Annotated in this window: 7 protein-coding genes and 1 tRNA gene; 4 read left to right on the top strand and 4 right to left on the bottom strand. The window is 46.2% G+C overall.

The annotated features are described in order from the left end of the window. Nucleotides 1-16 precede the first annotated feature (16 nt). The 3 genes from nusA to I2494_RS11180 all read right to left on the bottom strand — a co-directional run bounded on the left by nusA (nt 17) and on the right by I2494_RS11180 (nt 2,256). Nucleotides 17-1,504 (bottom strand): transcription termination factor NusA, encoded by a 1,488-nt coding sequence (gene nusA / locus I2494_RS11190; RefSeq protein ID WP_218466929.1) that lies wholly within the window; start codon nt 1,502-1,504, stop codon nt 17-19. A gap of 20 nt (nt 1,505-1,524) precedes the next feature. After that, nucleotides 1,525-1,977 carry a ribosome maturation factor RimP gene (gene rimP / locus I2494_RS11185; protein WP_218466930.1) on the bottom strand — a complete coding sequence of 151 codons (453 nt, stop codon included), beginning with the start codon at nt 1,975-1,977 and terminating at the stop codon, nt 1,525-1,527. A gap of 202 nt (nt 1,978-2,179) precedes the next feature. Continuing rightward, nucleotides 2,180-2,256, bottom strand: a tRNA-Met gene (locus tag I2494_RS11180). A gap of 585 nt (nt 2,257-2,841) precedes the next feature. Here I2494_RS11180 and I2494_RS11175 point away from each other — a divergent pair. The 4 genes from I2494_RS11175 to I2494_RS11160 all read left to right on the top strand — a co-directional run bounded on the left by I2494_RS11175 (nt 2,842) and on the right by I2494_RS11160 (nt 10,100). Next, complete coding sequence (locus I2494_RS11175; RefSeq protein WP_218466931.1) at nt 2,842-4,995, top strand: carbon starvation CstA family protein; 2,154 nt, start codon at nt 2,842-2,844, stop codon at nt 4,993-4,995. A 144-nt stretch (nt 4,996-5,139) separates the two neighbouring features. Next, nucleotides 5,140-5,343 (top strand): YbdD/YjiX family protein, encoded by a 204-nt coding sequence (locus I2494_RS11170; RefSeq protein ID WP_130590291.1) that lies wholly within the window; start codon nt 5,140-5,142, stop codon nt 5,341-5,343. Between the two features lie 19 nt (nt 5,344-5,362). Beyond that, nucleotides 5,363-6,328 (top strand): GTPase, encoded by a 966-nt coding sequence (yjiA, locus tag I2494_RS11165; protein ID WP_218466932.1) that lies wholly within the window; start codon nt 5,363-5,365, stop codon nt 6,326-6,328. Between the two features lie 715 nt (nt 6,329-7,043). Beyond that, nucleotides 7,044-10,100, top strand: a complete 3,057-nt coding sequence (locus I2494_RS11160; protein WP_218466933.1) for an autotransporter outer membrane beta-barrel domain-containing protein — start codon at nt 7,044-7,046, stop codon at nt 10,098-10,100. A gap of 99 nt (nt 10,101-10,199) precedes the next feature. Here the strand turns inward: I2494_RS11160 and I2494_RS11155 are convergent. After that, a partial coding sequence (locus I2494_RS11155) for an Ig-like domain-containing protein (RefSeq protein WP_228350928.1) occupies nt 10,200-13,966 on the bottom strand: 3,767 nt, incomplete at its 5' end.

The following is a 13,966-nucleotide window of genomic DNA, read 5'->3' as shown; positions in this document are numbered from 1 at the left end:
CTTCCTGCTACAGTGATTACTCTTGATCGCCAAACCAACAAATATTGCGCGCGGCCATAATTAACTCACCAGCCTTCTCGCTGGTCAGGCCATCAATATCTGTCAAATCGTCAACACCTTGCTCTGCAAGGTCTTCTAACGTACAAACGCCTTTTGCAGCCAATTTGTACGCCATAGAACGATCAAGATTAGGCAGACCTAATAAATCTTCTGCCGGCTTGTTGTCGCCAAGGCTCTCTTCCTGCGCTAATGCCAGCGTAGTTAACGCATTTTTAGCACGGGTACGTAACGCTTCAATAGTGTCTTCATCCAGACCATCGATTTCTAACAGCTCTTTCACCGGCACATAAGCCAGCTCTTCCAGAGATGAGAAACCTTCCTGTACCAGTACGGTAGCGAAATCTTCATCGATATCCAGATACTTGGTAAAGGCATCAATCGCAGCGTACGTTTCTGCCTGATGTTTTGCATGTAACTCTTCAGTGGTCATTACGTTCAGTTCCCAGCCAGTTAGCTGAGCTGCAAGACGAACGTTTTGACCGTTACGACCAATCGCCTGAGCCAAATTACCGGCTTCTACAGCGATATCCATGGTATGTCTATCTTCGTCAACGACGATAGAGGCCACGTCTGCGGGGGCCATCGCATTAATCACAAACTGTGCCGGGTTGTCATCCCATAACACAATATCGATACGCTCGCCGCCCAGTTCACCAGAAACAGCTTGCACGCGCGCACCGCGCATACCAACACAAGCACCAACCGGGTCGATACGTTTATCGTTGGTTTTCACGGCAATTTTCGCACGAGAACCCGGATCGCGAGCTGCGGCTTTAATTTCGATAACTTCTTCGCCAATTTCCGGTACTTCAATGCGGAACAGTTCGATCAGCATTTCCGGACGTGAACGGCTGATAAACAGCTGAGCACCACGCGCTTCCGGACGAACGATATACAGTACGCCACGTACACGGTCACCCGGGCGGAAGTTTTCGCGCGGTAACATATCTTCACGACCGATAACCGCTTCTGCGTTGTTACCTAAATCAAGAATAATGCTGTCGCGGTTAACTTTTTTAACGACACCAGTAACGATTTCGCCTTCGTACTCGCGGAATTGCTCAACCACCATCGCACGCTCAGCTTCACGTACTTTTTGTACGATAACCTGTTTCGCGGTCTGGGTTGTAATGCGGTCAAAGGTTACCGATTCAATTTGATCTTCAACGAAATCGCCAACCTGAATTTCAGGTTCATCAAGACGAGCTGCATCTAACGTAATTTCACGCGTTGGTTGAGTAACAGTTTCAACCACCATCCAGCGACGGAAGGTATCAAAATCGCCAGAGCGATGATCGATACTTACGCGTACGTCAATTTCTTGCTCATACTTTTTCTTAGTTGCCGTTGCCAGAGCTGTTTCTAGCGCCTCGAAAATTTTCTCACGAGGAAGCGCCTTTTCATTAGAAACCGCTTCAACAACAGCCAGAATCTCTTTATTCATCTAGTTGCCTCATATGAGCTCTAAAAGTGGGGGACCAGATTCGCCTTCTGAATATTGCTCAGCGCGAATACTTCATCTTTACCTTCCACATCAAGAGTTATCATTTCACCCTCGACGGATTTAATCTTGCCTGCCCATCTACGACGGTTTTGTACACCCATACGTAAAGTCAGGGATACGTCTTCACCAACAAAGCGTTCATAGTGAGCCGCTGTGAATAACGGTCTTTCCAGACCCGGAGACGATACCTCCAGGTTATAGGCCGTGGTAATTGGATCTTCAACATCCAGTACCGCACTGACCTGATGACTGACATCGGCGCAATCATCGACATTAATACCGTTTTCACTGTCAATGTAGATACGCAGTGTCGATTGACGCCCACGGATGAACTCAATACCAACCAGTTCAAAGCCTAATGCTTCCACCGGTGCGCTTATCAACTCTGTCAACTTCTGCTCTAGCGTGGCCAACCCCACCCCCAAGACATAAAAAAAGGGCATAAAGCCCAGTGATTCTGCTGTCTAATAACAAAAAACCCCGATAAGTCGGGGCTTTTTGCAACTGGACCCTGTTACTGAGAAAGCGATTGAGCTACTGACTCAGTGAGTATCTTTTCAAATAAACAGCCGCAACAAACCGTCGCTGCTCTATTTGAAAATAAACTAGGGAAAATGGTTGCGGGGGCCGGATTTGAACCGACGACCTTCGGGTTATGAGCCCGACGAGCTACCAGGCTGCTCCACCCCGCGTCCGAACGATGCGTATAATACGCTAACCACCTGCAAAACGCAAATGTTCAAAAGGTAATGCTTATGGGACAGGCCTCAAATACTCATGCGATGGGTTAATGATGGTAAATAGCCACTAACCGGCTTCGCCTGTCTAAATCCAATGACTGCATCTTTTATATTTGCATACGATAACTTAATGACAATATAAACACCTTAGATGCGCCGATAATACGGATTCTTCCGCAAGAAATCAAAATTTTATCACCGGACATTACCGTATCGCTCTTCAAACAGTCAGCTGAACCGCACAACCGTAAAAACACACTATTTGATTAATCAACGTCTGTTGTTCTACCGCTAGACCGGAGACTCAACCACTCGCCATTCGATTTTAACCGCTTAGCCTTCAGATCAAACCGCTGACCCAAATTGAGATGTTATCCCTTGACGCGGGTCATGATAATGAGACGTCACTATTATATTCCCCCCTATTTAATAGGATGGAAATGACATTTGTCCGGATCAGGCAGCGACTTGCTTAAAACGACATATAACCGGGCTAATCACTCAATTTATTACAGATAGGAAGAAAAAGGATACCTCATGAAAAGAGAGGGAATATTAAAACATATCCCATGGATATTGTTGGCGATACTCGGTGCATCTTGCCTCGGCGTAGTTGCTCTGCGCCGTGGTGAATCCATCAGTGCCCTGTGGATTATCGTTGCTTCGGTATCGGTTTATCTGGTGGCATATCGCTACTACAGCCTTTATATCGCTTCTAAAGTGATGCAATTGGATCCAAACCGTGCAACCCCAGCCGTGATTAATAATGACGGTCTGAACTACGTACCTACTAACAAAAAAGTACTGTTTGGTCACCACTTTGCTGCTATCGCGGGTGCAGGTCCTTTAGTTGGGCCTGTATTGGCTGCACAGGTTGGTTATCTGCCTGGTACCCTATGGCTGTTGGCCGGTGTGGTATTAGCCGGTGCTGTACAAGACTTTATGGTACTGTTCATCTCCTCACGCCGTAACGGTGCTTCACTGGGTGAGATCATCAAAAAGGAAATGGGCCCAGTTCCGGGAACTATCGCGCTGTTTGGCTGCTTCCTGATTATGATCATCATTCTGGCGGTACTGGCTCTGATCGTTGTTAAAGCCTTAGCCGAAAGCCCATGGGGTGTGTTCACCGTATGTTCTACTGTACCGATTGCGCTGTTTATGGGGATTTACATGCGCTTCTTACGCCCGGGTCGTGTGGGCGAAGTTTCGGTTATCGGTATCGTACTGTTAGTTGCATCCATTTGGTTCGGTGGCGTTATTGCTCATGACCCATACTGGGGCCCTGCTCTGACTTTCAAAGACACCACGATTACTTATACGCTGATTGGTTATGCCTTTATCTCTGCCTTACTGCCTGTATGGTTGATTCTGGCACCACGCGATTATCTGGCAACCTTCCTGAAAATCGGTGTTATCGTTGGCTTAGCAATTGGTATCGTGATCCTGAACCCAGACCTGAAAATGCCTGCCGTAACGCAGTACATTGATGGTACTGGCCCGGTTTGGAAAGGTTCACTGTTCCCATTCCTGTTTATTACTATTGCCTGTGGTGCTGTTTCTGGCTTCCACGCACTGATTTCTTCTGGTACTACACCAAAACTGCTGGCTTGCGAAACCGACTCTCGCTTTATCGGTTACGGCGCAATGCTGATGGAATCTTTCGTAGCTATCATGGCTCTGATCGCGGCTTCTATTATTGAACCAGGTCTGTACTTTGCAATGAATACCCCGCCAGCAGCGTTAGGCATCACCATGCCAGACCTGCACAGACTGGGTACTGCAGATGCGCCAATGATCATGGAATCACTGCGTGATGTGACTACCCATGCTGCGGCTACCGTTAGCTCATGGGGCTTCGTCATCAGTCCTGAGCAAATTCTGCAAACGGCTAAAGACATCGGTGAACCTTCAGTACTGAACCGTGCTGGTGGTGCTCCAACATTAGCTGTTGGTATTGCACACGTGTTCCATCAGATCATTCCTGCTGCTGACATGGGCTTCTGGTATCACTTCGGTATTCTGTTTGAAGCACTGTTCATCCTGACTGCTCTGGATGCGGGTACCCGTTCTGGCCGCTTTATGCTGCAAGACCTGCTGGGTAACTTCGTACCATTCCTGAAGAAAACTGATTCTCTGGTTGCCGGTATTGTCGGTACGGCGGGTTGTGTTGGTCTTTGGGGTTACTTACTGTATCAAGGCGTAGTGGATCCATTAGGCGGCGTTAAGAGCCTGTGGCCTCTGTTCGGTATCTCCAACCAGATGTTAGCTGCTGTTGCACTGGTTCTGAGTACCGTTGTACTGATTAAGATGAAGCGCACCAAGTACATTTGGGTTACTGTGATCCCAGCGGTTTGGCTGCTGATCTGTACCACTTATGCACTGGGTCTGAAACTGCTGAGCGATAATCCACAGTTAGAAGGCTTCTTCTTCCAGGCTAACAACTATAAGCAGAAGATCGCTGATGGTGGTGCCAACCTGACAGCACAACAGATTGCTAACATGAACCACATTGTAGTCAACAACTACACTAACGCTGGTTTAAGTATTCTGTTCCTGTTAGTAGTTTACAGCATCATTTTCTACGGTATCAAAACCGCGATGGCTGCAAGCAAGAAACCAGAACGTACCGATCAGGAAACGCCTTTTGTGCCAGTTCCTGAAGGTGGCATTCAGATTTCTTCACACCACTAATATGGTGTAATGGATATGCTTCATGTAAATGATGCCGTATTCAAAACAACTTAAGATCTGATATTCATGGGCGCAGCAAACACTGCGCCCATTATCCATCAGGTTTACCGATAATCTCTGTAGCGTATTTTCCTGGAGAACAAAATGTTTGGAAATCTCGGTCAGGCTGGTAAATATCTGGGGCAAGCAGCACGTATGTTAATTGGCGTGCCTGACTATGATAATTATGTTCAGCATATAAAGCTCACCCACCCGGAGCAAACGCCGATGACTTATGAAGAGTTTTTCCGCGAACGCCAGGATGCCCGCTATGGTGCAGACGGTAAAGGCGGAATGCGCTGCTGCTAATAAATACTAAGGATGCGATATGAAACCCATTGCAGTCACGATCCTGACAGGCTTTTTGGGTGCAGGTAAAACCACACTGTTACGCCACATTCTGAATGAAAATCACGGTTACAAAATCGCCGTTATTGAAAATGAATTTGGTGAAGTACCGATCGACAACACCATCATTGGCGATCGCGCCAGCCGTATTACTACTCTCAGCAACGGCTGCATCTGTTGCAGTAAATCGGATGAACTGGAAAACGCCCTGCTGGATTTGTTAGATGGCGTAGATAAAAATCAGTTGGAATTTGACCGTCTGATTATCGAATGTACCGGCATGGCCGATCCTGGTCCAATTACTCAGGCATTTTTTGCCCATGAGCTCATTTGCCAACGCTTTCTGTTAGATGGCATCCTCACATTAGTCGATGCAGTACATGCAGACCAGCAGTTGAGTCAGTTTACTATCTCACAAGCACAAGTAGGCTATGCCGATCGTATTTTGCTGACCAAAACCGATGTGGCTACCGATAACGAAGCACTGATCCAACGGCTACAGCTCATGAATGCCCGTGCTTCTATTCATAAAGTGACACATGGCAATATCGATCTCAGTGTGTTATTCAATATCGAAGGTTTTGTGCTCAATGACAAAATTGATGTTGCGACACCAACACCGATCTTTCGTCGTATTCCTCAACCGCAGAATAATATTCAGTCAATAGTGATCTATCACGATCGACCGGTTGAGTTGATGCAAATATCAGAAGTTATGGAAAATCTTCTGGTGAAATTTGCCGATAATTTACTACGTTATAAAGGTATTTTATTGATAAAAGATGAGCCCCGTCGTTTGTTGTTTCAGGGTGTACAACGCTTGTATAACGCTGACTGGGATCGCGAGTGGCTTGCAGATGAAGAGCAAAAAAGCACTATGGTATTCATCGGTATAGATTTACCTGAAGAAGAAATTCGAACCAAATTTGCAGAATTATCAAACTGATCATTACCCTCAATAATACCGATTCAACACAAAAGTCCTGTATTTACAGGATTTTTTATTTAACAGTACCCTAACTTAATTACTATGATAAAAAATCAGCTTATTAAATTGTTTCATTTAATAAAATAACACACTTTTGAATTTAAATTATATAAATACAATCCTGTTCAATTAATTATTTTATACATATAAATTATATAGATAAATGAAATCTCAATACTGAGATTAAAAAATAACATAAATTCAACAAAAAATAATCATTCAAAATTGAATAATAAAAAACACTATTAGGTAAAATTAAGTAAATAATGATGCTGTCTATCCAAATAATAGATAAGAACTGTTGATATTTTACCTGAATTCATTTTATTATTATAAAAGCGTTGCTATACAGATGAATTGCTCACCAACCTAATCTCGTTGTTATAGATAATTCAATGGAAGCCACATAAGGATATGAATTTGATAAATATAGAATTATTTATGAATAACACCTCCTGCAAACAGATGAGATATAAAAATCAAATGAATTGATTTTTATTCCTCAACTTACTATTAGCCGGCTAATAAACTAAAGCTAACCAGTTGCAACTCTGACTTTTAATGAAGCTTTTCATATTCTGTTCATAGATAAGTCAGTACCTGAACTGGTTATAACTTCATTTTTACTAAGTCACTTGGATAAGTTTTTCTACCGTTGTGGAGAGTATCAGGGATGAAAAAAATCAAAAAAACGGACATCGCGATCTTAGTGATGACTGCATTGTCTATCTATCCTGCTACCAGTAGCGCTTCTTTCACCGCAGAGTGGAATAATACTGGCACCGATTATCACGAAGAGGATAGTTGGAATATCAACTTCGATGACAGTGAAAAATCAACCATCATCATTGGTAATACTGACCAAACCATTCACACCCCTATTGATGGATGGGATTGGTTTAATCCCCATTCTGTAGGTAGTGCAGATAAATATATTGTTGGCCATGCCGGCGGAAACGCCTCTATCATTTTTGAAAAGGCGCCCGACTATTTGGTCTGGAGTCAGAACAGCAGTGAAATCACTATTGGTAGTGGCACCAACAGCGTAGGTGAAGTCACCTTACTCAGCTCCGGTAAAACTTTAGCCCAACAAAATCCAAACACTCATTCGATGGAGACAAGAGAGGATATTACCGTCGGTTATGATGGCGGAGACGGCAAGTTAAATATTATTGGTACGGGCTTTGGAATTAATGCTGATTCAAAACTGTTTATTGGCGATGGCACCAACTCATCAGGACAAGTCTCGGTATTAAGCGGTGGTAAACTGCTGGGTGGCGGATATTCAGCCTACCTACCTCCTGATAGTGAAATATTTGACGAAACCCATATTGGTACTGCACAAGCGATTATCGGATACAACGGTGGTCAGGGAACGCTGATTGTCAGTGGCAAAAATAGCGATGGAACGGCAACCAGCCGTGCAGCCTTACATACCGGAACCATTGTTGGTTCAGGAGAAAACAGTGTTGGGCAAGTATTCATTAGCGATGAAGCCTATATCAATGCCGTCGGATATTATGAAAGTTATGACACGACAACCATAGAGGCACTGACGCCTGAAAAAGCAGCATTCGTTATTGGCCATAACGATGGTACCGGTTTTGTTACCGTAGATAATGGTACCTTGAATGTAGCCGGCATCATGGGCAAAAAATACTTTGCTGATCACGATGGTGACGGTATTAATGAATATGAAGATATTTATGCCGAGTCTATCGTTGGTGAGATCAATGTTGGCTACTCTGGTCAGGGAACCTTGGTAATAAAAAACCAGGGTACCGTTAATGCAACCCAGATGTATGAATTTGCTGCAGATGATCCTTTACTTGGTTCCTACTATGACCATCAGGTTGCTGGTGAACAAGGCTTGCTCTCTATAGCCAAAAACACCAACTCAACCGGTGCTCTCTATATTGGATCTCTGCTGGGTGATGCCATCAGTGAAGCTGGTTATCTCAATGTCAGCAAAGTTCTGTTTGGTGAAGGCCAGGGAAGCGTTAACTTTAACCATAGCAATACTGACTATATTTTTGATACGCCAATGGAGAGCACCGTTCAGGGCTTGGGTGACGTTAATGTTTATAGCGGCGTAACTATTCTTAATCCTGTTGATGAAACGCTGACTGAAGTTAGCAATACCTATTCTGGTTCAACTACCGTTTATGGCGGTGAGCTGCAAGCGGGCAGAGTTAATGTATTCAGTGCTAACTCATTCCATGACATTCAGCAAAACGGTCTGTTGAACCTGAATGACTACGATCAAACTATCGACTCGATGAGCAATGCAGGAACGGTATCCCTGAGTGGAACGGGTGCGCAGACCAATACTCGCCTGACCATCTCACATGATTATGTGGGTAATGGTGGTTCACTGATACTGGACACGGTTTTAGGCGATGATAACTCAGAAACGGACAAGGTGATTATTGAAGGTCAGGCATCTGGTCTGACATACGTGATGATCAATAACGCAGGCGGAACTGGCGGAAAAACCGTTGACGGTATCGAAATTATTACCACTCAGGGCTCAACGGATGATGCTTTTGTTAAAGCTGGTCGTATTGTTGCCGGTGCTTATGAATATGATGTAGCAAAATCGGGTAACAATTGGTATCTGGTGAATTATGTTCCGCAGCCACCAACTGAACCTGAAGTACCTACTGTTCCGGAGACGCCAGAACCACCAGTTGAACCAGAAACACCAACGCCAACCCCGGAACAACCGGATGAAGGTAATGGCGGAGGCGATGGTGGTATCAAGGTTATGCGTCCGGAAAGTGGTGCCTATATTGCTAACCTGGCAGCGGCCAATACCATGTTCCTGTCCCGCTTACACGATCGGTTAGGGGAAACTCAATATACCGATTACTTAACCGGCGAAACTAAAGTTACCAGCATGTGGTTACGTCAGGAAGGTGGTCATAACCGCAGCAGAACTCAATCAGGACAAGCAAAGACTCAAACCAACCGTTATGTGGTACAGATCGGTGGAGATGTAGCTCAGTGGAGTACCGACGGCCTCGATCGTCTTAACTTAGGTGTTATGGCTGGTTATGGTTACTCACAGGGTAATACCGATGCTAAATACAGCGCTTACCGGTCCAAAAACAAAGTGGATGGTTATGCTCTGGGTCTGTATGGCATCTGGTACGCCAATCAGGCTGATAAGTCCGGCCTGTATGTTGACAGTTGGGTGCAGTATGCCTGGTTTGATAACATGGTTCAGGGCGATGGCCTGGCACAAGAGAACTATGACTCTAAAGGCTGGTTAGCTTCGCTTGAAACTGGCTACAGTTTTAAAATGGGCCAAAGCGAACGCGTGAGTTACTGGTTACAACCAAAAGCTCAGGTAACCTGGATGGGTATCCATGCAGATAAACACTATGAAGCAAACGGTACCAAAGTCACGGGTAACGGCGACAATCTGTCGACCCGCTTAGGCTTACGCGCTTATCGTCAGGGGCACAGCGAAATTGACGATAACACTGGTCGCGTATTCCAGCCGTTTGTGGAAGCCAACTGGATCTATAACAGCAAAAACTTTGGCGTAGCGATGAATGGTGTATCCGACTATCAGGCTGGAACCCGTAATATCGGGGAGGTTAAGGTTGGTTTAGAGGCTCACCTGAACAACAACCTGAATATGTGGGGTAGCATTGGTCAGCAAATCGGTGGCGAAGGCTATAGCGATACTCAGGCGATATTTGGCATTAAATACAGCTTCTGATTAATTTTAATCAATACGTTAGCTGATTTAAGCGTTTAACCAAAAAGAGGACACAATATGTGTCCTCTTTTTTTGTCGATAAGCGGCAATATAACGTCGCTACATATAGATGTTTTCCTGAACTAAAGCATTGTCCAGACCCAGTGATACATTATGGAACACCTCAAAAGATTGACTCTCCATTGTATGGGTATGCTCAATGTTGGTATTCCTGATTTCCTCTGGCGTATTAAATAACGTGATATAACCACTATCTTCATCTTCAGCAGAGATTAGGAGAGTGCCATGCAGGCCATCTTTATCTTCGGAGCTATCAGACAGATGAGGCGATAATCCTACTGTTCTGACACTATTAACCGAATAATTGGTTTGAGAATCACTCTGTATCGGTTCAATTAGCGCAATAAGAGGTGAATTAAATGTCAGGCTATTCATATCATTAACGCTAACAGTCGTATTTCCGTCAACCACTTTTGGATCATCATGGAGATGATAACTATCAATATTCTGCTCTGTCGTCATCAGGGAAAATAGCGTTGATAATCTCGCTGCTCCGGTATCAACAGTAAAATTACCATTCTGTATAACAGAATTTCCCGCTATATCCTGGGAAGTGACCTCCAAAGCGACTGAGCCTTGTGGTAATGCTTCCAGAGCCGCTATCGGCACTGTTATCTGCCAACTACCATTGCTAGCTATCTGCCCGAAATAAGTATCGCCATTTAGCGTCACGACAATACTCAACCCCGGATGGATATGGGTACTACTACCGGAAATAATCAAGTCACTGGTTATTTCATTTGCACTGAGAGTGTTATCTGCCGTCACAGCATTAATACTCAGCGTTGGCCGATTTACTGTTTCAGTCATAAAGGTTAACACTCTACTGGTATCAGCATCACTACCACCAAGCGTACTGACCGTACCCGTTATCGGGTAAGCATTATCTGGCAAAGCTTGTATGTCTCCGATCGGAATATTCATACTCCAGCGACCATCAGATCCCACTGTAGCCGTATAAGCAATATTATTCAGTGTAATGGTTACTATCTGTCCTTCTTCTACTCCTACCGTGCTACCACCTATCGCAATAGGAGAGTTGATTTCCAGTGCATTGATATAGTCATCTCCGGTAATAGGATCGATCGCTAATGCCGGGGTAGTGGTATTAATAGTAAAGTGATGGTCAATTGCTATGGTATTACCGGATAAATCCCCCATCGTGGCATGTAATGTAAAATTTCCATTACCAAGGCTCTGCAAATCAGCAGCCGGAATATCAAAACTCCAGGCACCACTAAGATTTGGGTTAATAGTATAGGTAAAAGATCCCATGGTCAGAGTAATAATCGAACTAACATCATCCCCGGAAGCAATACCAAATATTCTTACTGGCCCGGTAAGTTCTGCGGAGTTAATAATGTCATCTCCGGTTAATGGTTCAATCGTTAAGGCAATATAAGTATCAACAATGACCACATGCTCAGCGGTTGCCTGAGTACCGCTACTGTTAGTCACGCTTGCCGATACAACATAAACATTATCCGGAGTTGCGCCTACTGCCAGAGCTGGAACGCTAAGACTCCAACTGCCATCGGGTTGAACAGTCGCTGTATACTGAAGACTATTGAAAGTAACGGTGACTGTTCGACCAGCCGCTACACCCGTAGATGTACCGCTAATCAATAGATCCTGATTAATTTCAGTGGAGTTTATATAGTTGTTATCACTAATATCATTAATCGTCAGCGTAAGCGGGGCTGATGCATCAATGGTAATGTTGTGATCGACAGTGATGCTATTTGAGGCAAAATCAGTATAACTGGCTGTCAGAGTATAAGGGCCATCGGGAAGAGCCTGAATATCCTCCGCCGGAATATCTACACTCCAGATGCCTCCTGCCTGTATCGTCGTCGTGTAGTCCACACCATTTAGCGTTACCGTAACAGTCGCACTAATATCATCTGCCGATGCTGTTCCACTAATCGTCACGGGCGAGGCTGCTTCAGTATTATCAATAATATCGTCACCGGCAACAGTATCAATCACCAACGCAATCTGAGTATCTACCGTCAGTCCACCAATAATCGTTACTGAATTTCCAACCACATTCGAAACGCTACCTGTTACAGTATAGGTTCTGTCCAATAAGGCGCCCATGTCTCCTGCCGGAACCACCAGGCTCCATGTTCCATCTTCCTGTACGGTTCCCGAATAATTCTGACCGTTAAGGTTGATAGTGACTATTTGGCCCTCTTCCACGTTGTGTGTAGTCCCTGTAACCGTCATCGGCTGAGTGATCTCCAACGCATTAATGTAGTTATCACCGGTAAACGCATCAATAGTCAAAGTAGGCAGATTAGTGTGTACAATGAGCTCAATGTCATGCTCTACCAAGATATTATTACCTACTGCATCAGTCAGACTGGCACTGATAGTATAATTACCATCCGTCAAAGTACTTATATCAGCGGACGGGATAGACAAGCTCCAATTGCCATCACTTTGTACTGTGGTGGTATAACTGAAGCCTTCCAGAGTCACCGTCACCGTTTGTCCACTGTCGGCAACATCGGCGGTACCGCTAACCACCACTGGGGCGCCAGCCTCGGTAGCGTTGATGATATCGTCCCCCGCCACCACACCTACTGTCAGGTTAACCTGCGTGTCGACCGTAAAGCTGTCTGAGGCGGTTGCCGGGTTACCGGCAATATCGTCGGCACTCACCGCGATGGCCACGCTGCCCTGCGGCAGTGCCTGCACATCGGCGGCCGGCACCGTCACGCTCCAGCTGCCGTTGGCGCCCACCGTACCGGTGTAATCAATGTTGTTAATGGTGACGGTCACCGTCTGCCCTTGCTGCAGATGGGTACTGCCACCGCTGACAGTCACATCGCTCTGGCTTTCATTCGCCGAAACAATGTCGTCCGCCGTCACCGGATCCACACTCAGTGTTGGTAAGTTGGCGGCATCGGCGATCAGGGTGATGGTATGATCAACGCTGATGCTGTTGCCGGCCGCATCGCTCAGGCTGGCATTCAGAGTATAAGGCCCGTCCGCCAGTGCGCTGATATCCGCGGACGGAATCGAAACACTCCAGCGGCCGTCGCTCTGTACCGTGGTGGTGTAACTGCTGCCTTCCAGGGTAACGGTCACCGTCTGTCCGCTGTCGGCGGCATCGGCGGTACCGCTGACCACCACCGGGGCACCGGCTTCGGCGGCGTTGATGATATCGTCCCCGGCCACCACACCTACTGTCAGGTTAACCTGCGTGTCGACCGTAAAGCTGTCTGAGGCGGTTGCCGGGTTACCGGCAATATCGTCGGCACTCACCGCGATGGCCACGCTGCCCTGCGCCAGTGCCTGCACATCAGCGGCCGGCACCGTCACGCTCCAGCTGCCGCTGGCGCCCACCGTACCGGTGTAATCAATGTTATTAATGGTGACCGTCACCGTCTGCCCTTGCTGCAGGTGGGTACTGCCACCGCTGACGGTCACATCGCTCAGGCTTTCATTCGCCGAAACAATGTCGTCCGCCGTCACCGGATCCACACTCAGTGTCGGCAGGTTGGCGCTGTCGGTGATTAATACCAGCGGCTTGCTGTCGGAAGCCGGGTTGCCGGCGGCATCGCTTACCGTTGCCAGCACCTGATAAGTACCGTCGGTAATATTGTTCAGATCCGCCACCGACACCGTGGTACTCCAGCTGCCGTCGGCAGTAACCGTGGCGCTGTAGCTGATACCGTTCAGGGTCAGGGTGACGATTTGTCCTTCTTCCACGTTGGTGGAGGTGCCGCTTAAGGTCAGCGGCAAACCGGCTTCGGCGGCATTCAGGTAGCCGTCACCGGAGACCGGCGACACCGTCA

Origin of the sequence: Limnobaculum allomyrinae (assembly GCF_016649425.1) — a bacterium.
In the GTDB taxonomy this organism is placed as follows: Bacteria; Pseudomonadota; Gammaproteobacteria; order Enterobacterales; family Enterobacteriaceae; genus Limnobaculum; species Limnobaculum allomyrinae.
This window is presented reverse-complemented; position numbering and strand designations above follow the sequence as displayed.